The organism is Terriglobales bacterium, from assembly GCA_035764005.1.
Classification (GTDB): Bacteria; Acidobacteriota; Terriglobia; order Terriglobales; family Acidobacteriaceae; genus Gp1-AA112.
Window position 1 is genome coordinate 35,350 of the sequence record DASTZZ010000053.1, and the last position, 23,890, is coordinate 59,239.

Genomic DNA, 23,890 nt, shown 5'->3' on the forward strand with positions numbered 1-23,890 from the left:
TGGAATATCAGCTACTTTCGCTTTGCTTGTCGTTCGAGAGCAAAGCCGAACCACAAGGGATTTGATCCGTTGTACTGCAATTTGCGCTTTTGGCTCTCGAATCCCATTCGCGACGCTGTGATTGTGCAGTTGTCGCACGGCTGTTCTGAAGTAATCTCGTACTTGCCTTCACGTCCCGATGTGGCACTGCCTATCTCTCTTCCCGCAGCATCGGTCAGGACCAATTTAGTCCGAGGCAGTGGCCAGCCGTCGGTATCGCTGACAAATCCTCGCACGCTACCGCGCGGTGGAAGACCCTCGGGATCGATGCCGCGGGCCTGATATGCCTGTCCACGAAGAGGACGCCCGCCGAACTGGCCGGTGGTCTTCTCATGCTCGAGCGCCAGAGTGCCGTTAACGAATACGTACTCGATCCCCACGCTGGGCTGATTCGGATTGTCGAACGTCGCTTTATCAATGACTGTCTTGGGATCGAAGATCGTGATATCGGCGAAGTAGTCCTCGCGCAGCAGACCGCGATGATCCAGGCGTTCACGCTGTGCCGGCAGGGACGTGAACTTGCGAATGGCGTCTTCGAGCCGCAGAACGTGTTCTTCTCGAACGTATTTGCCGAGAATACGCGTGAAGCTGCCATATGCCCGCGGATGCGATTTCGATTCGCTGAGCGGACCGTCCGGCGCGACTTCGCCGTAATCAGTTCCCACGCTCACCCACGGCTGCTGCATGGCGAGACGGACATCGTTCTCGCTCATGCTGAAATAGGCGGCGCCGATTCCGTCCTTGCTCTGGATGAGGAGATCGCAGAGAGTATCAAATGGATCTTTGTTCTGCAGCTGCGCAACGGCCGCCAGAGTCTTGCCTTCGTAGTGTTTCAATTCGGGAACAATCGTTGAAACGATCAGCACGCCTTCCGGCCCGCCCACTCCGCGCCACATGTTTTCGTAGCCGGCGCCGTTTTCGAGGTCGGCGCGAATCTGTTGCCTCGTGGTTGGATCTTTGAGACGCGCAGCCAGAGCTTCAGAGCCGCCCTCGTGATACTTGGGAGGAATCAGCGCGCCTAGCGAAGTTGCCGAAGCGATGTACGGATATTGATCGGCCGTTACATCAAGTCCATTCGCTCGCGCTTCTTCGATCTTGGCAACGACTTGCGGCATCTTTCCCCAGTTCTGCTTGCCGGAAACTTTCAGGTGAAAGATCTCAACTGGAATGTTTGCTTCGCGTCCGATGCGGAAGGCTTCGTCGAGCGCGTCCATTTCCTTGTCGCCCTCATTCCGCATGTGGGTGGCGTAGATGCCGTTGTACTTTGAAGCGATTTTCGCCAGATCGATCAGCTCGTCCGTCTTCGCGTAGTTTGAAGGCGCGTAGATGAGAGCGGTGGAGATCCCCATGGCGCCATCGAGCATGGCATCGCCGACGTACTCTTCCATGTCGCGCAATTCGTCGGCGGTGGGCGCGCGATCGGCCAGGCCGATGACTTTCTTGCGTACCTGTCCTGCTCCGACATACGTTCCCAAATTGATTGCCGGAGTTTCCTTGATCAGCCGATTGAAATATTGACTGAGGCTCTCCCAATCGAGGGTGAGATGGAAATGCTCCAGGAAGTCTTTGTTCTCAGTGAGGTCAGAGGCGGCAAGAGGCGCGACGGACTCACCTTCGCCAGTGATTTCCGTCGTGATCCCCTGGGTGAGCTTGCTCACTGCGCGCTTATCGATGAGCAAGTTGGTCTCGGACTGCCCCAGCATGTCGATGAAGCCTGGCGCGACAATCAGTCCGGTGGCGTCAATCGTCTGCCTGGCTTTTACGTCTTCTCCGGCGTGTCCGATGAAGGCGATGCGGTCGCCAATGATTCCGACATCTGCGTAGAACCATGGATTGCCGCTGCCATCGACAACTCTGCCGTGGCGAATGAGGGTGTCGTACTGCTGAGCAACGGAAAACGTCGTGAGGAGCGTGAAAAACAGCAGCGCAGTTTTTCTCATGAATTTCGGGACAGCGGCAAAATAGCAGAAACAAGTGAAAAACTGAATTAGCGTCGGTATAGGCTGCGGCATTTTTCAGATCTCGCATCCGGTCATTGCCAAATTCAGGTCAGCAAACCGATGCCATCGTGAGATACGGAATATCGCCGTTGTAATTTCCTCCGAATAGCCGATGACTCGGCAAGATCGTCATCAAGCCCGGTTGAGCGGAACAGGAAACTTTGTTTACGACGGCAACCTTCCTGTTTCGTCTTACAATCTCCTCTGCCATGTTTCGAGACTCAGGATGTCGCCGCCGCATTGTTCCGGGGCTGCTGCTGGGACTCTTATCTGTTCCATTTTGGTCCCAGGCGGCGAATACGCAAACACCGTCGAACCAGGGCGGGTACGTCTTCCACTCCAATACGCGCGAAGTGCTCACCGATGTGACCGTCACGGATAAACACGGCAATCCCATCGACGGGCTCAGCCGCTCAGCGTTTCACATCTTCGACAACGGACACCAGCAACAACTCGAGTCATTTGAAGCGCACGCCGGCGCTCCGGCGTCAATTGATGCAAGCAGCACCGCGCCGGATCTGTTCAGCAATGCGTATTTGCGGCATCTGCCTCCATCGATCAATGCAATTCTGATCGATACCACGACGATCGATATTGTCGATCAGATGGTCCTGAATCAGGAAATGACGAGGTTTGTGAACGCGCTGCCCACGAATCAGTCGGTTGCGATTTACCAGCGCGCAGTCGACGGAACGATCCTTCTGCAGAACTTCACTTCTGACCACAATCTGCTGTTAACCGCGATTCATCGAGCGATACCGCACCTGCGTCAACCTGGCTCCTGGCGGGCGAGCGACCGCGGGACTCTGCTGCAGATGGCGGCGTTCTTGAGCCAGATGCCCGGCCGCAAGAACGTGCTCTGGTTCACTGGAGGCTCAAATCTTTTTTTGAATCCCGATCCAAGCAGGATGCCGTCGTACCAATCTCTACGCGAAATCTACGACGAGCTCGAGACCGAGCGGATCGCGCTGTATCCGATCGATGCGCGCGGGCTTACCGTAGAAATCTTCCCTGCGAGCGCACGACAGCCCATGCTGAGGACCGGCATGATCGAAGCCCAGCAGCACATGCTGATGGCTGACATGGCAGAAGCCACCGGCGGGCAGGCCTGGTACAACAACAATGGCCTGGCCCAGATAGCATCGCACACCCTGGGCACCGACTCCCATTTCTACACGCTCACGTATCGCCCAGATAATTTGAAGGCGAACGACAAATGGCACAAGGTGAAGATTGCAGTGGATGGAGGTTCGTATCACCTCAGTTATCGACGCGGCTATTTCGACGACGGTACCGGCACATCCCGTCCTCCGCGTAAGACAAGAATAGTTTTGCGCGCTCACGGTGAAACGGTAGAGGGTCCTGACAGACACACGGAACCGATCATCTTTGAAGCGCGCGTGCAGCCATCGACCACGATGCAGCCGTCTACGGCGATCCAGCCTCAAGTTCCAGTGCAATCCACAGAGGTTGCTCGCCCGCCAAAACGAAATGAGACACCGTATGCCGTGCGTTACACGGTTCCATTCGACGCGGTTACGCGGGAGGTGGTGAACGGGCAGACTCAGATCAGCATCGGGGCCGCCGTTCTCGCGTTTAACCACTTCGGAGGTTTGACAGCAAGCGTTGCCGAGAAACTCACCTTCTCCCTAAACGAGGAGAATGCAAAAGCGAGTCCCACGGCAAAGTTTAGCTTCGACCAGCAGATCAATTTGCCAAAAGGGGAGGACTACCTCTACATCGCACTGTGGGACATCATCAACGGCCGGGTTGGCACCCTCCAGCTTCCACTGGATATAGAGAAGCCGAAGTGAAGTGAACTGAGCGGATCCACCGACGAGCGCTGGTTCGTGTCACTCCCCCTTATGCCACAGTGACTGCCGCAGGAACTACGGTTCGTCAGAATGTAGGCCACAAGGTTGGACAGGGTTGATGGCGATGCGGTAAGTTGAACGTCTTCGCCACACTCGATGCCTAGCGACTACAAGGAAATCATCTACGGCGTTGTGTTCGGTATTGCGGCGGCGGTTCTGGACACAGCTCTCGACGCTCGCGGCGAGGGACAATCGATCACGGGCGAAGTCGGCGGCCATCCGGTGATGATGATCTACCGCCTTTTGTTCGTTCTACTCGGGTTCTTCATTGGCTGGCTGCTTTGGCGCAATAATCGGCGTGAGCGCCAGCTCCGCTCTCTGGTGGAGCAGATTCGGCATTTCTATCACACCTATGAATCACAGGCGGTGGTACTGCACACCAATCTGCAGTTGCTGCTGACGAAAAATCTAAAGCTCTCGCCTGAAGACGAAGCCCTGCTGCGCTCAACTTACGAGAAATCGTGCGATCTGCAAGCGTCGGTGAAAGAACGGCCATTCGTTTGAGGCAACTTCGCGGATAGACCGCCATCTTAGCTCAACGAGCGTGAGTGCACTCCGATAGTGAAGGGCAGCTTCGTGCAGTCCTGCCAGGCCAAATTGAGCGGGTCTTCTTCAGGCGCGAGGAGCACGTCGATGGAACGATGCATTCAAACGCACGACGTGAGCTGCCCAATTTTTATGCTCATGAATGCCAGCTATCTTCGAAGAAGGCTTTTCAGGGAGCGGAAACTTCTGTGCTGTCGTGATGAGAGCTTGATACCCACTCTGGGCCATCTTCGTGTGGTGCGGAGGCCCTACACAGATCCATTTCGTTTTTTGTTACGATGAACTCGATGGGCAAGGCGCGATCTGGGTTCGTTGTCGTTATTCTTTTTATGTGGATGACTGCGCCTGCTCTGCGGTGTCTGCTCCCGGGTGAAGTCCTCAGCCCGAAGGAACAGGCCTGCTGCAAAGCTATGGCTGGGCAATGCAGCGAGTCCACCGCGTTCGATCATCCCTGCTGCAAGAAAACGACGCAGACAGCACAGCCGGCGTTGGCCTCTGCAGAGACCACGGCAACCGCAATTTTTCCAATCGCAATTCCAAGTCCCATCCTGGTTAATTGGCACGCCGAGAATAAGGTTGCTGCTGAATGGCTCCTCGATCCTTCTCCGCCGCCATGCCGTGAACAGCCTAGTCCCGTTCTGAGAATCTGATTACTCCGTCCTGGCGCGCTCCTGCGCGTTCGCGTACTCGTGTTCCATCACCTGTCTCTTCATCACGCGCCTTTTCATCATAAGGACGGATTTGATGCGAAATGCTTTTCCTATTCGAATCGCTCTTGGCCTGCTTACCTTGCTGTGTGCCTCGACAGCGGTCGCACAGGGAGCTGCGCCGGAGACTGCGCCTACGCTGTTTCCCGGCGGCGGGCTCATATCCTACAGCTCGGTGTTTCTTATGCGGAGGGCGACAGGGACTTCGGGCAGCATTCCCGCCACTGCTCGTCCGACGCTATCGCACGAAGCCACATTCAATTTCACCTGGGGCTTCCATCCTGACTTCGATGTGACAGTCCTCGTTCCGATCGTGACGCACAGATTCAAGAACGGAGGCGCATCGGCTGGTACCGAAACGGGACTCGGCGATGCGATGCTGCTGGTGAAATACCGCTTCTATCGCCGGGACTCGCCGCGGGGAACTACACAGGCGTCGTTCACAGTTGGGCCAAAACTGCCGACCGGTAGAACGGATTTCAGCGCGGCAACCGGAACGCGTTTGCCTGCCGGTCTGCAGGCAGGTTCCGGATCGACCGATCTCTTCGTCGCGGCAGACTGGACGTACACCGGCTTGTTCAATCTTCGACGGCTCGTGGCTGACGAAGATTTCCATTCACTCGTTCGTTCGGAAGGAACACAGACGACGCGTCTGGGCAGCGGGGTCGAATCGCGTTTTTGGCTTTCATATCGGCCGTACGAAGCCAAAGACGGGTCGCGCGAGTGGTTCATCGGACCGGTGCTCACCTGGCAACACTTCCAGGATGACCGGATCGCCGGAGTCAGGCAGGCAGGCAGCGGTGGCGATGTCCTGCTGAGCGGAATCACCACTTATTTCGGCGTGCATCCGGGAATGCATCTGTGGGTTGGCGTCGATTGGGACTTGGCTCGCTCGACGGGCCCGGCATTCATGCCTGTGAGCCATCACATCAGTTTCGGAATTACGCAGCAATTTCGAGTACATCGCTAGCAGAAAGGAAAAGGTGAACATGAGTATGCATCGAATCGCGCTCGCTGTGGTTTTGCTTGGCGCGATGGTTGTGGTGCCTGTGGCGAAAGCGCAGGTGAAGCACATCGAAATGCGCGTTGAAGGCATGACGTGAAACTTTTGAGCATATGGGGTGAAGCAGCACCTCGGGCGCCAGTCTGGCGTTCAAAAAGTGGATGTGAACTTGTTGGATGGCAAAGTCGATGTCACTCCCAAGGAAGATGGACATATCGATCCCATTCAGCTCCTGAAAGCAACCTACGACAGCGGCGTTAGCACCGCCGAGCTGGATCTGATAGCACGCGGGAAGATCGTGAAGGACTCATTAGGAAAACTGGCATTGCAGGTGGAGCCGAATCAGTCGTTCACGCTGGAGCCGAATGAGTTGGCGAAACAATTGGAACCGCTCGTGGGCACCGCGACCGAGGTCACGGTTCGCGGACAGTTGTACAAGAAACCTGCAGGCAAAAAGAAGCCGGAGCTTCCAAAAGAGTTGAAGCTGCTGCTTCTCGAAGTGCAGAAAAAGGAATAGAGAAATTGAAATTCTGGATACTGATTGTCTGCCTGGCCGCATTCGTGGGATGCAATCATTCGGCGAGTTCGATGAAGCCGAAAGAAACTAAGATCAAGGCAGGCGAGGTTGGCTCTCGTCTGCCGGATTTTTCCGCAACCGATCTTCAAGGTCAAGAAATCTCGACTGCCGATCTTCGAGGCAAGGTTGTGCTGATCGACATCTGGGCGACCTGGTGCGGGCCTTGCAAAAAAGAGATGCCGGGCTATGAAAAGCTCGCAGAGGAGTATGGTCCCAGGGGCTTTGCGGTGGTTGGATTCAAAGCCAACATGATGGCCGACACCGAGGATCCATTGAAGTTCGCGAAGAAGATCGGAGTTCATTATCCATTAGTGATAGCGACCGATGATCTCCTTAACAAATTTGGCGGCCTCGAAGGTTTACCTACAACTTTTCTCTACGATCGTAGTGGGATTCTTCGCAAAAAGGTTATCGGCTTCGAATACACCAACGTCTTCGAATCGGAGCTGAAGGCGTTGCTTTGAGTCACAAACGAGAACTCCCGGTTTGGCGGAGGCTCTCGGCATCGAAACCGCAGTGCTCACGCTGGGGAGCCACGGCCCTCTCGTTAAGAGTGCATCAGTATTTCACAGGCGATTCTGTTGATGTTAGGACTCGAAACCCGCGGTCCCTCGAGGACACGGATTCAGAAGAAAATATCGAGCTTAAGAAGAATAATGAAACGATTCATATTTTCGCGTACAATGCCGCCCCATGAGCTCTTTGGTCGTGCGGGCTTCGGTACCTCTCTGGCGTGAGGTTCGGTTTTGGCTCTCTTTCTCCGTAGTGCTTGCGCTCGGCGCTCCCGCGAGCGCACAACAGCAGCCGGCCCAATCTTTCGCGCAGCCGTCATTACAGGTTCCCGGCTTCGCGGGCAAAATCAATCGCGACGAACGGAAATCTACTCCGTCATGGCCCGAGGTGGTCCATCCGCCAAAGGGGGCTCCCAACGTCGTTCTGATTCTGGTCGATGATGTCGGCTTTAGCACCACATCGACTTTTGGCGGTCCCGTTCCAACACCAAGCTTCGATAAGCTCGCTGCACGCGGTTTGCGTTACAACACTTTCCATGTGAACTCGATATGTTCGGCGAGCCGTGCGGCACTGCTGTCAGGACGTAATGATCATCAAATCGGTTTTGGAACCATCGCGGAGCATGGGCAGGGTTATCCCGGATACAACACTTGGTGGCCGGCAAATTCCGCATCGATCGCGAAAGTTCTCACGGAGAACGGGTACAGTACGGGAGCTTGGGGAAAGTGGCATCTGACGCCGGTGTGGGAGATAAATCCCGCCGGCCCGTTTGATCATTGGCCGACAGGACTGGGCTTTGAGTATTTCTATGGATTTCTCGGAGCCTTTGCCAGCCAGTACACGCCGCTGCTGATGCGCAACACCACATCCATCGAGCCCGGACCTGAAGGCTACGATCTCACAGAAGCCATGACCGACGACGCCATTCGCTGGCTGCATCGGCAGAATGCCGTCTTTCCTGACAAGCCGTTCTTCATCTACTTTGCGACGCCTGGAACCCACACTCCGCACCACGTGCCAAAAAAGTGGGTGGATATGTTCAAGGGTAAGTTCGATGAAGGCTGGGACAAACTGCGCGCGGAAAACTTCGAGCGCGAGAAGAAGATGGGAATCATCCCAGCAGATGCGAAGGACAATCCACGTCCGCAAGGGCTCGCAGCCTGGGATTCGCTCACTTCGGATGAAAAGCAACTGCTCGCACGTCAAGCTGAAGTGTACGCGGGATTCACCGCTCAAACAGATGCCGCGATCGGGCGTTTACTCAATGCGGTCGACGAAGAAGGGAAGAGCGACAACACGCTGGTCATCGAGATCTTTGGCGATAACGGCGGGAGCGCTGAGGATGGGCCGACTGGTTACGATGCGCGGCAGATTAGCGGAAAGTTAAAGAGCATTCCGCAGCGCGTGCAGATCGAAGATGAACTGGGCAGCGAGATGTTCATGAATGCTTCGGCGGCGCCATGGGCATGGGCTTTGACTGCTCCATTTCGCGGAACGAAGACGGACGCCTCACACCTCGGCGGCACTCGCGATCCGATGGTGATCTCGTGGCCCGCGCGCATCAAGCGTGTTGGCGGGATACGCAGCCAGTTTGGACATCTCACTGACATCGCGCCGACGATCTACGAGGCTGCTGGAATCAGGCCGCCGGCTGCAATCGACGGTGTGAAACAAACGGCACTGGAAGGTGTGGCCCTCGACTACACCTGGGACCAGCCCGATGCGAAGAGTCGTCATCATGTGCAGATCTTCGAGACTAATGGGAACAGAGCGATCTATAAGAATGGATGGTGGGCCGGCGATCTGCTGCGCAATTCCTGGGACCGCATCGGCAGCCCGGGTTACGAGGCAGACAAGCTCCTCGCCGCGACCACGCATCCATGGGAGTTGTACAACCTCAACAACGACTTCAGTCAGGCCGATAATGTCGCCAACCAAGATCCGCAGAAGCTCGCCGAGATGAAGTCACTCTTCGACGAGGAGGCGAGGCGCACTCACGTTTATCCAATCCTGCCGCTGCGGCACCTGATCGATCGTCCGGAAGATACGCGCACGAAATTTGTATTTCGCAGTGGTGTTGATCGGCTTGGCGGCACGATGAACGTTCGCACTGGAGCCGGGACGGGATACACGATCACTGCGGAAATCGAAAATCCAAGTGGCGATGCCGAAGGAGTGCTGCTCGCTGACGGTGGACGTTACGGCGGTTTTACGTTATACGTGCAGAACGGGCGCGTGCATTTTGAAATTAACTCCTGGGGCAATCCCTCGGGCGAGTTGGTTTCGTCGAGCGCGCTTCCGCGCGGACACTCGACCATCGTTGTTGAAGTAACTCCGGCTGCAGCACAGCATCAGGACACGACTCCTGCGTCCGGCGCGTCGCCGTTCCCCGGCAGCGGAACGCTGAGCCTGAACGGCAAACAGGAGGCGTCGACAAACTTCGTGAATATCCCGGCAAATGGTGGATATTGGTCAGCATCGGAGTCGCTCGATGTCGGCCGCGACCTCGGCTCCGCAGTGAGCGAACACTACAAAGTGCCGTATGACTTCACCGGGACTATCGGCACCATCACCATCGAAGTGCATCGACCGGCTCAGAACAACAGCCGCGCGCATAACGACGAACATTCCTAGTTTGGATCTGAGATGAAGTTGCGGTTTGCATTTGCTTGCCTGCTGATGACGGCGACTCTCGTCGCCGCTCAGCGCAGCCTATTTCTTCCGACGAAAGCGAACATGAGGAAGCCGCCCGGGCCCGCGCCGCAGGGAATGGTGTGGGTGCCAGGCGGAGAATTTTCGATGGGACTCGACGATCCGCGCGCATTGCCGCATGGCGGGCGCGAGGCGATGGACGATGCGCGTCCCATACATCGCGTCTATGTCGATGGGTTTTGGATGGACAAGACCGATGTCACCAACGCCGAGTTCGCCCGCTTTGTCGCCGTGACACATTATGTGACAGTTGCCGAGCGCAAACCCACTGCAGCCGAGTTCCCCGACGCACCTCGCGAAAAACTTGTGCCTGGCGCGATCGTCTTTCGTCCGCCCGCGAAGGTCACATCACTCGATGATCCCTATCAATGGTGGAGCTACGTTCCGGGCGCGAACTGGCGCCATCCTGTCGGTCCGGGCAGCAGTATTAAGGGAAGGGCGAACTATCCGGTCGTGCAGATCGCGTATGAGGATGCAGTCGCATACGCAAAGTGGGCAGGGAAGCGCCTGCCTACCGAAGCAGAGTGGGAGTTTGCGGCGCGAGGCGGACTCGCGGGCAAGCACTATGCGTGGGGCGACAGTTTAATGCCAGCGGGGCGGTGGATGGCCAACACTCATCAAGGTGAGTTTCCCAGCCACGATAGCGCCGAAGATGGATTCAGCGGGATCGCACCAGTCGGAAGTTTTCCCGCGAATGCATATGGCTTGTACGACATGTCAGGCAACGTGTGGCAGTGGATTTCGGACTGGTACCGTCCCGACTATTACGCGCGAATCGCCGGAACAGTAGCGCGAAACCCACGAGGCCCGTCATCATCGTTCGATCCCTCAGAGCGCGGCGTACAGAAACGCGTCCAGCGCGGCGGCTCGTTCCTCTGCACTGAGCAGTACTGCACGCGGTACCTTGTCGGCTCGCGCGGCAAGGGCGAACCTTCGAGCGCAAGCAACCACATCGGTTTCCGCTGCGTGAAGTCGGTGAGCGTATCGCGCGTTCAGAGTGCCGCGATGCATGCTTCGCGCTGAGCGGCGTTCTTGCCGCGCACTCATTTTTTCCTGGTTGACAGTGCTCAATGACGAGTTATAAGCTTTCTCGCGCATGAAAATGAAACGATTCATTTGAATCGTTCCACCCGCTCCGATGGATCATCAACAAGTGGTCTTGCAGGTGGCATGCGATCAATTTCAACGGTGGACCAACGTCGCGATGCACGCGTCCGCCATGGAGGTCTTCTTGAACCCTGGCAACGTTCTCCGTCGCGCTGCTGTTTCTTGCCTTCTGCTGAGCGTCACTTTCATTCTTCTCTCCAGCTTTGCAATTGGCCAGGCCACGACCGGATCCATCTATGGCACTGTGACTGATCCATCCGGCGCTGTTCTCGCGCACGCCACCGTGTCTGCACGCAACCTGCAAACCGGCGTAATCAAGACGGTCGAATCAACCGACTCGGGAGACTACACCTTCACCGTGCTCGATCCCGGAGACTACGAGGTGTCGATCACGATGACGGGGTTCAAGTCGCAAACGCAGCGCGGCGTCAGGCTGGATGCAAATCAGAGTGTGCACGTGAACTTTGCATTGCAGCTTGGATCGGCGGAGCAGCAGGTGACGGTTGAGGCCGGCACAACTTTGGTCGATACGCGTGAGTCGCAGATAGGCACGACCGTCGACGAGAAGCGCATCCAGGATCTGCCGTTGAATGGGCGAAACGCGTATGACTTGGTCCAGATTGTACCCGGCGTGACTAACTATCAACCAGACGTTGCAACTGGCTCGCGTCAAGGCGCGCAGTTGAGTGTGAACGCGATTCCAACCAACAACACTGGGTTCTATCTTGACGGTTCGTATGACGCCAATCTCTGGCGATTCGGCGGCAACCTGTTGCCGAATCCCGACGCGCTCCAGGAATTTCGCATTCTCACCAGCAACTTCGACGCCGAGTTCGGCCGCTCGCCTGGCGGCGTGGTGAACGTGATCACGCGTTCTGGTACGAATTCATTCCATGGCGTCGCGTATGACTACCTGCGCAACGATGTTCTGAACGCGAAGAACTACTTCGACACAAGCGTAACGCCGCTTCGGCAGAACCAGTTCGGCGCGACCTTTGGCGGCCCGATCCGTCGTGACAAGGCATTCTTCTTTTTGTCGTATCAGGGCCTTCGCGTGCACACGCCGGTGATCATTGGCTCGAGCAGCCTGGTCACTCCGACGCCGGCGGAAGCGCAAGGCGATTTCTCGGCGATGCCCAGCAAGTTCTGGCCGAAGCAGCCGAATGGCACGTTTTATTCGTGCAATGGCGTGCAAGGCGTGATCTGCCAGAACCTGCTCGATCCCGTCGCGCAGAATCTGCTTAAGTTCGTTCCACTGGCGGACCCGACCACAGGTCGTCCGCCGGAGCAGTCTTCGAATGCAAACCTAAACTCGGACCAGGGTATGGCCCGAATTGATTGGCAGCTCACTCCGTCTCACAAGCTGTCGGGGACGTACTTCGAATCGCGGGGCACGTCGCTAAATCCCACGGCGACTGGCAATCAGATCCTTAGCTACGCCGGCATGCAAAACTACGAAGGCCAATACAACGCTGTAGTCAACGACACCTGGCTCGTATCTTCGACGAAGGTGAATGATCTAAGGCTGTTCTATTCTCTGAACCACTACATCATTTCGAACATCTACGGAAACCAACATTTTCTTCCGGACCTCGGCAGCCAGGCTCCGATGGGCGGCAACTACAACGCCGTTCCGTTTTTCACTATTACCGGCTACTGGGCGATGGGCACGAACAATGGCGGCCCGAACAATCTGCCGTCGTCATCGCTCGGAGCGGCCGACACGTTTAACTGGTCACTGGGACGACATGAGCTGAAGTTCGGCGGATCTTACATTTGGGACAAGTTCGCGAGCACTGGTGGCGCAGCGTCGAACGGACTTTTTACCTTCGCCGGCACGACGACCGGGAACGCGCTCGGTGATTTCCTGCTCGGTAAAGCGTCCTCTCTGCGCCAGAACAATGGCGTCTTCTTCCGCAGCCACTCTCAGGATCCATCGCTGTTTGTCCAAGACAACTGGCGCGTGGCGCGCCGCTTGGCGCTGAACTTCGGCCTGCGCTGGGAATGTTTCCCGATGTATACCGGCCAGAACGATACGGCGACGTTCGTACCAAACATGCAGTCAACGCGCTTCCCCACAGCTCCTTTAGGACTCGTGTTCTCGGGCGATCCTGGTATTCCCGATGGAATTTTCAAGACGCCGTTTAACACGTTCGCTCCTCGATTCGGGTTCGCCTATGACGTGTTCGGCAATGGCAAGACGTCGTTGCGTGGCTCGTACGGCATCTTCGACGCGGCGATTGATCAGGTCGCAGTTTCAAACAATCTTGTGCAGCAACCATATTCGCTCACCATAAACGTCTCGAAGACGCCGAACCTTGTGAATCCGTATGCTCCGGGCGTCAGCCCCTTCCCTTACAATCCCGATCCTTCGAATGCAAAGTTCACTTCGGGCGCAACGATCTTTGGTCTTGAACCCGGTGCAGACAACATTCCTTATGTGCAGGAGTATTCATTGGGATTGCAACAGCAGTTGGGTTCGAGCTGGAGTGCTGAACTGTCGTATGTGGGAAACGGAGGACGGCATTTCAACATCACTCACGACGCGAACGCTGCGATTTATGCGCCGGGCGCTTCCACCACTACGGCCGGCTTGAACGCGCGTCGTCCGTATGAGCCAACACCGACCAAGTACACCTTCGGCCAAATCTCGCAGGTCGTATTCGGTTCCAATTTCAATTACAACTCCATGCAGATGACGCTGAAGCACACTTTCAGCAATCGCTTCTCAATGCTCGCAAGCTACGTCTGGTCGAAGGCAATTGCGCAAGGTCCGGTGGTCAACGACTATGACCTGGCCAGCAGTCGCGGACTCTCGGCGCTCGATATTCGACACAACTTTGTGGTTTCGTATATTTATGCCCTGCCCGACCTTCACGCGCTCGGTGATTTCGGAACTCAGGTGCTGAGCGGATGGCAGCTCAACGGTGTGACCACTCTTCACACCGGATCGCCTTTCAACATTACTTCCGGTGTGGACTCGAGTCTCGATGGCAATACCAACGACCGCCCGGATACCATCGGAGATCCTTACGCCATAGATAATGGAAGCCGCGCGGCCAAGATCGCGCACTACTTCAATACCGCGGCATTCGCGAAGGTGCCGGCAGGTGTTCCCTTCGGCAATACGCAGTACAACGCCCTGATCGGTCCGGATTATGTGAATACCGATCTCTCCGCATTTAAGACGTTCAAACTCTACGGCGAGAGAACCGCATTACAGTTCCGGGCGGAGGTATTCAACTTGTTTAATAACGTGAATCTGGATAATCCGAACGGTGTGATGAGCAGCCCGAAATTCGGCACGATCGGCGGCGCCAGTGCGCCACGAATCATGCAGTTCGGATTGCGTTTGAGCTACTAGGTTCCATGGAGGCGGATGGTGAACTGCCGCGTTGCTGTTGGCTTCGGGTTGTACTTGTCGATTATTGGCATAACGTTACCGGCGCATGGGCAGGACCCGAACGTGCACGTGGTCGGCGCGTCGCTGATTGAAGGTCCCTCGAAACCAGAAGAGTTCCCGCGCTGGATCGCCGACATGCACCGCTGGCGGCACGAACAGCTGGTTCGCATCGGCTACGACGGATCTGAATATGACCGTCCGGAGCTGAAGTGGACGCAGAGCAGCTTCATGCAGCCGCAGATGATGATCGAGGACCGATACTTCTACGATCCGGTCGCAGGCAAGTACACCGTCAACCGCTACCTCGACGATCTGGAGAAACGCTACGGCGGCATCGACGCCGTGCTCATCTGGCCGACTTATCCGAACATCGGCATTGATAGCCGCAATCAATTTGACATGTTTCGTGACATGCCGGGCGGGATCGCCGGCATCCGCCAGATGGTTGCGGATTTCCACGCCCGTAAAGTGCGGGTGCTGTTTCCAATCATGCTCTGGGATCAGGGAACGCGCGATGTCGGCAAGCCGGAAGCTGAAGGGCTTGCGGAAGAATTGGCGGCTGTCGGCGCCGATGGAGTGAACGGTGACACCATGAACGCTGTTCCGCGCTTGTTCCGTATCGCGTCGGACAAGACTGGACATCCTCTCGCATTCGAACCCGAACACCTCACGCAAGACGAAGCGCTCGCCTACAACAACATGGACTGGGCGCAAGCGGTGCCCGCGAATCCCATTCAGCAGTCCGGTCCGATGCGGCAATATCTCGGCGTTGCCGGACCAGAATATGTCGACAAATACAAGTGGCTCGAGCATCGCCACATGACAAACATCTCCGATCGTTGGCAGCGCGACAAGAACGTTGATCTGCAATACGCGTTCTTCAACGGCATCGGGATGGAGACATGGGAGAACATCTGGGGGATCTGGAACGGGCTCACATCGCGAGATGCTGAAACGATCCGACGGATCGCAAAGATCGAGCGCTACTTCGCGCCACTGCTCGTGAGCGAAGGCTGGGAGCCGCACGCGCCGATGCTTCGCTTCGAGGTCTATGCAAGCAAGTGGCCTGCGCAAGAGCGCACGCTATGGACGATCATCAACCGCAACGAATACGACGTCGACCGCGAACAGATATCACTGCCAAACACAACCGGGCTACGTTACTTTGACGTCTGGCACGGAGTTGAGTTGAAGCCCGAGGTGCACGGCGACCACATCACGCTGAGCTTCCCGATAGAAGCGAAAGGATTCGGCGCGCTGCTGGCGACGACAAGCTCGGATGCGGCCCTCGATGCATTCTTGCGCGAGATGAAGCAGCTTAACTCCGTCCGCCTCGACAGCTTCTCGAAGCAGTGGACGGTGTTGCCGCAGACAATGACCGCGATCCAGTCGACGAAACCGGCCTCGTCCGCCCCCGAAGGCATGGTCAAAATTCCCGCAACGGAATACCAATTTGACGTTGACGGCGTTGAGATCGAAGGAGGCAATCTCGCCGGCGTCGACTTTCAATATCCGTGGGAGAATGAGGCGCGCCGGCATCACCACCACATCATGCAGGTGGCAAGCTTCTTTATTGACAAGTACCCGGTCACCAACGACCAGTTTAAGAAATTCATTGATGCTACTCACTACCACCCGAAGGACGATCACAATTTCTTAAAGGACTGGACGAATGGGAGCTATCCGGAGGGTTGGACTAATCGGCCAGTCACGTGGGTATCGCTGGAAGACGCGCGTGCCTATGCTGCCTGGGCCGGCAAGCGCCTGCCGCACGAGTGGGAGTGGCAGCTTGCAGCGCAAGGCACCGATGGGCGCACCTATCCTTGGGGCAACCAGTGGGACGCGAAAATGGTTCCGCCGGTCAACCGCTCGCGTGAAGCCAGCGGTCCTGCTGATGTAACCGCGCATCCGCAAGCTGCCAGCCCGTTTGGTGTGGAGGATCTAGTCGGTGATGTGTGGCAGTGGACCGATGAGTATTCTGACGAGCACACACGCGCGGCTGTATTGCGCGGCGGCAGCTACTACCGCCCGACGGGATCGGTGTGGTATTTCCCACAAGCTTATGAGCTGCACCAGCACGGCAAATATTTGATGATGGCGCCGGGTCGCGATCGCGCGGCAACCATTGGCTTTCGCTGCGTTGTAGATGCGGCACCAGCAAAGTAGCAATTTAATGCCGACTTCGCGCGGAACGGCTCTTCATATTGTTTCCGGGTGGGGGAGCAGTCGAGCCTTTTACACGCAGCTGGGGTGCTAGCACGATGTGGCGAGCTGGGCCACTCTTCCGTCCTGCACGCTCAATCACAGCCTGCGCAGCCTGGGCTCCGAGCTGATATGCAGACTGATCGACTGTGGTGAGCGTGGGTAATGTGACATCGCTCTCGGCGAGGTTATCAAATCCGACAACCGAAACTTCGCGGGGACATTCGAGCTTAGCCTCGCGAATCGCCGTCAACACTCCAAGAGCTATCAGATCGTTGCCGGCGAAGATCGCCGTAGGTCTGGGCACCGTCTGCAAAAGTAGAGTCGCTTTTGCATGTCCTGATGGCATGTTGAATTCGGCTTCTTGAATGTAGTTCGCGGGCACACTCAACCGCGCGGCTTTCATGGCTCGTCGATAGCCATTTAGTCTCGCGATTGCGCTGGTGGCGGTTAGGGGCCCAGTGATGGTGGCGATGCGGTAGTGGCCAATCTCGATGAGATGGCGGGTTGCCGCGTAGGCTCCCTCTTCGTGCGCGCTAGTGACACAGTCACCGTGCCACTTTGGGGGAATACGATCGAGGTACACGACGCCCGATCCGGCCTTCACATATGCTTTCGCGCCTTCGAGGCTACGACTTTGCTCGGCGGGCACGATGATCAGACCCGACGGGCGGTAAGTCTGCATCTCGCGTATGTAGCTAGCTTCCTTTGAGGAATCATTGTCGGAATTGCAAAGGACGAGCCGGTAACCGTTCTGAAAAGCGATATCCTCAGCGCCGCGCACCGCCGCAGGAAAGAATGGGTTCGTAATGTCGGGGACGATCATCACGATCATGTTCGTCTTCTCTTTACGCAGCGCTCGGCCCAACATCGAGGGCTGATAGCCGAGGGTGTCGATCGCGTCCAGCACGCGTTTGCGTGAGGCTGCGCGAACCGTGGAAAGTCCATTAATCACGTTCGACGCAGTACCGATCGAGACACCTGCGGCTTTCGCAATTTCCTTAATCGTGGCCATTGATTCCCGAGACGCAGTGTAAACGGTTGCTTAGCGCGTTGCGAAGAAACACTGTTGACACTATGGCGGCAGTAAAGGTACCGTAGGTGCCGCGAATGAAACGTTTCATTCGCATTTTATCTCCACCGCCGTCACGAAAGGTTCCATGTATCTGCCGCCGACTTATCTAGCCGCGCTGCTGTTCATGATTGGCAGCATGCTGTGCTGGGGTTCATGGGCCAATACCATGAAGCTCTGCCCGGGATACCGATTTCAGCTCTTTTACTGGGACTACATTATCGGGCTGATCCTCGGCATCATCGCCTTCGGCTTCACCCTCGGATCGATGGGCAGTGTTGGCCCGGTGTTCCTGCATGACATCGCCAGCGCCCCCACTTATTCGATCATCATGGCAGCAATTGGTGGAGCGGTATTTAACGTGGCAAACCTGTTGCTTGTTGCGGCGATCGAGATTGCCGGACTGGCGGTGGCGTTTCCGATCGGCATCGGTTTGGCACTTATCGTCGGTGCGCTGAGCAGCTACATCATTGCGCCTAAGGGAAACCCACTGCTGCTGTTCGGAGGCATCGCCCTGGTCGTGATCGCAATTGTGTGCGACGCGCTCGCGTATCGCACTCACGAAAGCGGACAACGTCGCGGCGGCAATGTGCGCGGAGTCGTTATCAGCCTCTTATCGGGAGTGCTGATGGGCAGCTTCTATCCGCTGGTGAGCAAGTCAATGAGTGTGCCCAACGCGCCGGGTCCTTATGCGACCTGCTTATTTTTTGTGATCGGCTGCGCACTCTGCGCGATCCCCGTGAACTATCTCTTCATGCGCAAACCAATCGATGGTGGTGTGCCAGTTAGCATGAGTGGCTACGCCTCGGCATCAGCGGCATGGCATTGGGCGGGAATTTTTGGCGGCATAGTCTGGGTTGCAGGAGCGACGCTCAATTTCGTAGCCTCTCGCGTCAACTTTGTCGGCCCTGCCATCTCCTATTCCATAGGACAAGGCGCCACTATGGTGTCAGCCGGCTGGGGAGTGTTCGTCTGGCGCGAGTTTGCGTCGCCGACGACGCGCGTGCGCAATCTCCTGATTGCAATGTTCGCCTGCTTCGTTGCCGGGCTCGCCGCCATCGCCATCGCTCCTCTTTATTAAAGGATTCAGGGACCTCTTGCATGAAACCAATCGTTGTGGTCGGCAGCATCAACATGGACCTTGTCACGCAGGTAGAGCGAATACCGCGTCCGGGTGAGACGCTTACGGGTTGCGGCTTCCAAACCCACTCGGGTGGCAAGGGCGCCAACCAGGCGGTCGCCGTGGCGCGGCTCGGCCATCCTTGTGTGCTCCTGGGAGCTGTTGGCGAAGATCTGTTTGGTCAGGAGTTGTTGGCAACGCTGCGTCGCTATGGTGTCGACACCGCAAGAGTCACTCGTGTTCCAGGCCCGAGCGGTACTGCCAGCATCGCTGTGAGCGCAACCGGAGAGAATTCCATCATAGTCACTCCAGGCGCGAACGCGCACGTCACTACCGACTACCTCATGCGAAATAAGGAACTGATTCGCGAAGCCGGGATCGTCTTATCCCAACTCGAAATCCCGATCGAAACTGTACAAGCGCTCGCGCTTCTCTGCTCGGAACACAAGATTCCGCTGATGCTCGATCCGGCGCCGGCGCGTACATTGAACTCTTCCATTCTGAAGAATGTGCAGTGGTTCACGCCAAATCAAACGGAAGCCGAATTCTATGCCGGCGACGGAAGTCCCGAAGAGATTCTCAATCGACTTTTTTCGTATGGCGTTCGAAAAGTCGTACTCAAGCGAGGCGCAGACGGCGCAATGATCGCAGCTGCCGATGGAACGCGGTGCAGGGCTGAAGCATTTAAGGTTGCTACCCGCGACACGACTGCCGCGGGAGATGCGTATAACGGCGCGTTTGCAGTTGCGCTTATGAGGGATTATGCGATCCATGAGTGTGCGCGTTTTGCGGCTGCAGCCGCAGCGATATCGGTCACCCGCCATGGTGCTCAACCATCGTTACCTACGCAGGACGAAGTTGAGGCTCTCCTTGAGAGCGTTTCTGAAGCTTCAGTTTCCGACAACTAGGAAAGACAGCCTGCTCTGCTTCGAACGAATCGGGGTCATGTGTATAAAGTGAGGCAGTATAAATGCGTGAGATCGGGAGAATCGCGTGTATGCAAGAGCGAAGAGTGGCTCCTAGACTCTTGGTTGAGCTTACAAAGCCAGCAACTTGGGGCAATGGTGGCCAGGGACGGAATCGAACCGCCGCCAGCCTTTTCAGGATTTGGCGAAGAAGTAACTGATTGAAACGAAACGGCACGGATGGCTATTGCAAGAACAAATAGAGCTCCGAGTAAGCCTTATCGAACCCTTAACGAACCCTCGCGAAATAAAAGATCGCGCTATGAATTGTCGACGCGTACATCCGATTGACAGCCGGTTTGGGGCAGGACGCGTACACGTGTTTTTCAATGACTTAGTCGAAGCCAAATGCCTGTGTTGGAGTGCATTCCGCGACAAACGGTTCCAAGAACGGTTCCAGGTTTGGTCGCCGGGAACTGTTCCATTGTGGAACGAGGAATTCTCTTTTTTATGGCTGGAGAAAGTGTTGGAGGCAAAGCTGCCCTGCAAATACGTCTAGCCATGTTCTCTATCGCCATAGGTGCAAAGGCGTGCGCGGGTCCCCCCCGCGCCTGCCCACAGATCGCCAACTGGGTGCAAACCTTGGTGCAAACCTGTCCTTGCTGAAAATTGGTGCCGAAGCTCCAATTGAATGGGGCAAGGAACGAGGTGAAGGAAACGAAGCCGAAGGTGCGGAAACGTATGCCTTCTATTTGCCTATTACAGTTACTGCAGACCGATCCGATCCAGTCCACGCCGGAGCACCTTCATGTTTGAGGTTATGTGCAGCGTTGTCCCAAGTCAGTTTCGTGATGAAGCCGCCACTCTTCTCATACGTGTATGTTGTCCCGTCATCCTGAAACAGGATGAAACTCCCATCCGCCCCCGAGTACACGCGCACTGAAGTGATCGTCTGCTGCTGATGGGTGCTCTGCACTTCCGATCCAAGAGGAACGATGCTGCCCGCTTTTACAAACAGCGGAAGAACATCGATGGGAGCGTCTGCCGTGATCGTCTGGCCACCGTGCAAGCGTTCATTCGTCCAGTAGTTGTACCAGTCGCAGCCCGCGGGTAGATAAACCTTCCTCTGGGTCGCGCCCTGCTCGGTTACAGGAGCGACCAGAAAAGCTGGGCCATACATGTATTCATCGGGAATATTCAAGGCGTTCGGATCATTGGGAAAATCCATGAAGAGCGCTCGCATGTACGGAGCGCCTGTTTGGTAGCTGCGATAAGCAATTGAGTACGTGTATGGCAGCAGCTGATAGCGGAGCTTCAGATACTTCGCAAGAACGGGTTCAGCCTGCTTCCCATATGACCACACTTCATTGTGTTTTCTCTCTCCATGCGCACGCATGACAGGATGAAATGCGCCCCACTCGAACCAGCGCACAAACAACTCGGGATAGTCTTCATAGTTGTCGATGGTGTCGCGCGCATCCGACCCATCGATCAAAGGCTTGTGCTCTGCGTGGTAGTCGGCCGGAATGCGTGGGGAGAAGAACCCGGCGATGTCCGTGTCCCAATATGGCATTCCACTTGCCGTAAAATTGAGCCCCGCGGGAATCGAGCGCTTCAGCATGTCCCAGGTTGAAACAATGTCGCTCGACCAGAACACCGTGCCGTTCCGCTGAGCGCCGAGGTAAGCCGCGCGAGCCAGGATCATGACTCTGCGGCTGTCACCAAAGTCCCGGCGAAAACCCTCATACACTGACGCAGTGTGAAATAAAGGATATATGTTGTAGAAGCGGGTTCCGGAACCGATAGAGAACACGTCTTTCGCAGGGTCGATGTCCGGCTCCGTTTCATCCAGCCATATGTAATCAAACCCGTACGGTTTCACGTAGCGGTCGCGAATCTGTTCCCAGAACCACTTTGCTGCTTCAGGGTTCGTGGTATCGAGATTCGGCCCGATAACATCCTTGAAGGCCCCCAAATCGGGCTTTCCGTCGCGCGTATGCACCAGCCATCCTTTGCTCAGCAGCATGTCGTAAAACTGTGTGCCTTGTGCAAAGTGTGGCCATACGCTCAACAGCGTATTCACGCCCATGGCATGCAGCTCGCGATTCATTGCGGCTGGATTGGGCCAACGGTTGGGGTCGAGATCCAATTCGCCTTGCCTGGTCATGTTCAGGAAATCGACCACCAGCACGTCTAGTGGCAACTTCCTGTCGCGATAATTCTTCGCTACGTCCAGAATCTGTTCTTGCGTCGGATAAATTGCTTTGCTCTGGATGTATCCATAGGCGGCCTTCGGGAGTAAATGTGCAACGCCCGTCAGCGACCTATAACCTTGATAAATCTCGTCGGTGGCATTGCCTGCGATTACGAAGTACGAGACGCGGTCTCCCACCTCCGACGACCAGACATTGCGATTGTTGAATCCAAGGTCCACCGTAGTTTTCGACGGGTTGTCCCATATCAGGCCATAGCCCCGAGTCGATACCATGAACGGTACACAAACGTCCTCGCCTCCAATTGCGCCGTAGTCATGCCAGCAGCGGACCTGGTGATCGCGAAGATCCATCCAGCCTTTCTGCTGCTGTCCTAGTCCGTAGTAGTGTTCGTCCGAGGGCGAGTCGAATGTAGCTGCTACTCGATAAGTCTTTGCGCCGGCTTCAGCTTCTCCGGGAGTCATCCTCCAGGTATTCATGCGCAAAAGCATTTTGCCTTGCGGGGTTGTCACCAGAAGCGAGTCCTCGTAAGGGCCGCGGCCATTGCTCCCGCCAAAGTAAGGTTCGCGTAGCTCACGGTTGAGGGCATCCAACGGCAGCGGCTGCGGCAACTTCTCCTTCGGAAGATCTCCCGAAGTGACGCGAACTATCATGCGGGCTGATCGGAAGAGGTCGCGGCCCTCCGCGTCGCGTTCATGCACCCATCCTTCTGATGATGGCGTTCCGGCAATGCCATATCCGGGAGCGCTCGTTGCCGATGCTCTATCAACGCTCATCGTCACGCGCAGAATGTTGGGCGCATACGGCTCGAGCGAAATCACTCGCCCGTTCCGCTCCAGCACTAGCGGGCTTCCTTGTTGACCGATTGCTTCGCCTACTAGCAACGTGGCTATCAAAACTACACTTGATGCGTGTGCGAAAACGCGTCTTCTATTCATCGGACTTTTTGTATTCTCTACTTCTTATCGAGCAGTAGAACGGTGCTGGAGTGTGGTTCAAGCGTGGCAGTCAGGCGTGAGCTGAGGTGCAAGCGCTCTCCGGTCCATACGTTTTTCGCGTTGTACTGCCTTTCGCGCAGATTAAGGCTTGCCAGCTCGCGATTAACGGAAATGGATTTTTGACCAAGGTTAAACGCGGCGAGAGCATGACGATTTCTGGGCAAATCTGCCGTCCAGACAACAAGGTCACCATCGCGCAAGACCTGCCTTGACGCAGTAGCGGTCTGGTCAATGCTCAATACATCCCGATTAGTCAACAAGTGCAAAGTTTGTTCATCGAGAAGAGTTAGATTGGCGCCCACGATCAGAGGACTGCGTGCAATTGCCCACAGGCTTAACTGCGTCTGCTGCTCGGCAGGTGTGAGCCGAGTGTGTCTCGGTCGAGGTCCTACGTCCGGAAACGGGCTCAGCTCTCCCACGGGCAACATATCTGCATCGGGCCAATTCCCAGGACGGGAATATTGAGCCCAGCGCGCCGCATTCTCAAACTGGTTCTTGATCCCGATTGGATACTCCCGCGTGCCGCTGTCCCAAATGTCCCAGATATCGTTTGAAATGCGCCACATCTGCGCCAGTTCAGCCACTTCGGCGTGGTGCTCAACCGACGTTGGTCCGGGCGAAAGACTCAGAACGATGTCGCGGCCGGTGTGCTGGATCGCCAACGCGATCTGCCGGATTTCTACCGGCTTGTACGGGTGGTCGGCGATGCAATCAACCTTCAGGAAGTCGACGCCCCATCCGGCATACTGCCGCAGGAGCGAGTCATACCAGGCTTGACCAGCCTCGTTGTCTTTGATTCCCCAGCTCGTCGGATCCCAGGGACACGGATCACTCTGGTTCGCTGCATCTTGCGCCTTGAAATTGGAACCCTCGATTGGCGCATTGCGCACAACACTTTC

General features: G+C 56.3%; 15 protein-coding genes. 11 read left to right on the forward strand and 4 right to left on the reverse strand.

The window, feature by feature from the left end; translation table 11 throughout:
- Nucleotides 1-11: 11 nt before the first annotated feature.
- A complete protein-coding gene (locus tag VFU50_07925; GenBank protein ID HEU5232770.1) occupies nt 12-1,979 on the reverse strand; it encodes an amidohydrolase family protein in 1,968 nt (655 codons plus the stop codon).
- 269 nt (nt 1,980-2,248) lie between these two features.
- Between VFU50_07925 and VFU50_07930 the strand changes: the two genes are divergently transcribed.
- The 9 genes from VFU50_07930 to VFU50_07970 all read left to right on the forward strand — a co-directional run bounded on the left by VFU50_07930 (nt 2,249) and on the right by VFU50_07970 (nt 16,647).
- Complete coding sequence (locus VFU50_07930) at nt 2,249-3,853, forward strand: VWA domain-containing protein (protein ID HEU5232771.1); 1,605 nt, start codon at nt 2,249-2,251, stop codon at nt 3,851-3,853.
- A 156-nt stretch (nt 3,854-4,009) separates the two neighbouring features.
- Nucleotides 4,010-4,417, forward strand: a complete 408-nt coding sequence (locus VFU50_07935) for a hypothetical protein (protein HEU5232772.1) — start codon at nt 4,010-4,012, stop codon at nt 4,415-4,417.
- A 786-nt stretch (nt 4,418-5,203) separates the two neighbouring features.
- Nucleotides 5,204-6,136 carry a hypothetical protein gene (locus VFU50_07940; protein HEU5232773.1) on the forward strand — a complete coding sequence of 311 codons (933 nt, stop codon included), beginning with the start codon at nt 5,204-5,206 and terminating at the stop codon, nt 6,134-6,136.
- Nucleotides 6,137-6,287: 151 nt separating this feature from the next.
- On the forward strand, nt 6,288-6,686 hold the full coding sequence (locus VFU50_07945; protein HEU5232774.1) for a heavy metal-associated domain-containing protein: 399 nt from the start codon (nt 6,288-6,290) through the stop codon (nt 6,684-6,686).
- 5 nt (nt 6,687-6,691) lie between these two features.
- Nucleotides 6,692-7,210, forward strand: a complete 519-nt coding sequence (locus tag VFU50_07950; protein ID HEU5232775.1) for a TlpA disulfide reductase family protein — start codon at nt 6,692-6,694, stop codon at nt 7,208-7,210.
- Nucleotides 7,211-7,439: 229 nt separating this feature from the next.
- On the forward strand, nt 7,440-9,893 hold the full coding sequence (locus VFU50_07955; protein HEU5232776.1) for an arylsulfatase: 2,454 nt from the start codon (nt 7,440-7,442) through the stop codon (nt 9,891-9,893).
- A gap of 12 nt (nt 9,894-9,905) precedes the next feature.
- On the forward strand, nt 9,906-10,994 hold the full coding sequence (locus tag VFU50_07960; GenBank protein ID HEU5232777.1) for a formylglycine-generating enzyme family protein: 1,089 nt from the start codon (nt 9,906-9,908) through the stop codon (nt 10,992-10,994).
- Nucleotides 10,995-11,109: 115 nt separating this feature from the next.
- Nucleotides 11,110-14,442 carry a TonB-dependent receptor gene (locus VFU50_07965; protein ID HEU5232778.1) on the forward strand — a complete coding sequence of 1,111 codons (3,333 nt, stop codon included), beginning with the start codon at nt 11,110-11,112 and terminating at the stop codon, nt 14,440-14,442.
- A gap of 15 nt (nt 14,443-14,457) precedes the next feature.
- Entirely contained in the window at nt 14,458-16,647 is a 2,190-nt protein-coding gene (locus VFU50_07970) for an SUMF1/EgtB/PvdO family nonheme iron enzyme (GenBank protein HEU5232779.1), read from the forward strand.
- A 4-nt stretch (nt 16,648-16,651) separates the two neighbouring features.
- Here VFU50_07970 and VFU50_07975 read toward each other — a convergent pair whose 3' ends face one another.
- Nucleotides 16,652-17,698 (reverse strand): LacI family DNA-binding transcriptional regulator, encoded by a 1,047-nt coding sequence (locus VFU50_07975; GenBank protein ID HEU5232780.1) that lies wholly within the window; start codon nt 17,696-17,698, stop codon nt 16,652-16,654.
- A 145-nt stretch (nt 17,699-17,843) separates the two neighbouring features.
- On the opposite strand from VFU50_07975, the gene VFU50_07980 reads away from it, so the two are divergent.
- Nucleotides 17,844-18,836 carry a GRP family sugar transporter gene (locus VFU50_07980; protein HEU5232781.1) on the forward strand — a complete coding sequence of 331 codons (993 nt, stop codon included), beginning with the start codon at nt 17,844-17,846 and terminating at the stop codon, nt 18,834-18,836.
- Between the two features lie 20 nt (nt 18,837-18,856).
- Nucleotides 18,857-19,783 (forward strand): ribokinase, encoded by a 927-nt coding sequence (rbsK, locus tag VFU50_07985; protein HEU5232782.1) that lies wholly within the window; start codon nt 18,857-18,859, stop codon nt 19,781-19,783.
- 745 nt (nt 19,784-20,528) lie between these two features.
- Here rbsK and VFU50_07990 read toward each other — a convergent pair.
- Both VFU50_07990 and VFU50_07995 read right to left on the reverse strand, forming a co-directional pair.
- Nucleotides 20,529-22,835 (reverse strand): TIM-barrel domain-containing protein, encoded by a 2,307-nt coding sequence (locus VFU50_07990; protein HEU5232783.1) that lies wholly within the window; start codon nt 22,833-22,835, stop codon nt 20,529-20,531.
- 113 nt (nt 22,836-22,948) lie between these two features.
- A partial coding sequence (locus VFU50_07995) for a glycoside hydrolase family 27 protein (protein ID HEU5232784.1) occupies nt 22,949-23,890 on the reverse strand: 942 nt, incomplete at its 5' end.

Coding starts and splice junctions, on each gene's coding strand:
- VFU50_07965 (HEU5232778.1), top strand. CDS start 11,110: ATGGATCATCAACAAGTGGTCTTGCAGGTGGCATGCGATCAATTTCAA.
- VFU50_07925 (HEU5232770.1), bottom strand. CDS start 1,979: ATGAGAAAAACTGCGCTGCTGTTTTTCACGCTCCTCACGACGTTTTCC.
- VFU50_07970 (HEU5232779.1), top strand. CDS start 14,458: ATGGTGAACTGCCGCGTTGCTGTTGGCTTCGGGTTGTACTTGTCGATT.
- VFU50_07940 (HEU5232773.1), top strand. CDS start 5,204: ATGCGAAATGCTTTTCCTATTCGAATCGCTCTTGGCCTGCTTACCTTG.
- VFU50_07930 (HEU5232771.1), top strand. CDS start 2,249: ATGTTTCGAGACTCAGGATGTCGCCGCCGCATTGTTCCGGGGCTGCTG.
- VFU50_07935 (HEU5232772.1), top strand. CDS start 4,010: ATGCCTAGCGACTACAAGGAAATCATCTACGGCGTTGTGTTCGGTATT.
- rbsK (HEU5232782.1), top strand. CDS start 18,857: ATGAAACCAATCGTTGTGGTCGGCAGCATCAACATGGACCTTGTCACG.
- VFU50_07980 (HEU5232781.1), top strand. CDS start 17,844: ATGTATCTGCCGCCGACTTATCTAGCCGCGCTGCTGTTCATGATTGGC.
- VFU50_07955 (HEU5232776.1), top strand. CDS start 7,440: ATGAGCTCTTTGGTCGTGCGGGCTTCGGTACCTCTCTGGCGTGAGGTT.
- VFU50_07975 (HEU5232780.1), bottom strand. CDS start 17,698: ATGGCCACGATTAAGGAAATTGCGAAAGCCGCAGGTGTCTCGATCGGT.
- VFU50_07960 (HEU5232777.1), top strand. CDS start 9,906: ATGAAGTTGCGGTTTGCATTTGCTTGCCTGCTGATGACGGCGACTCTC.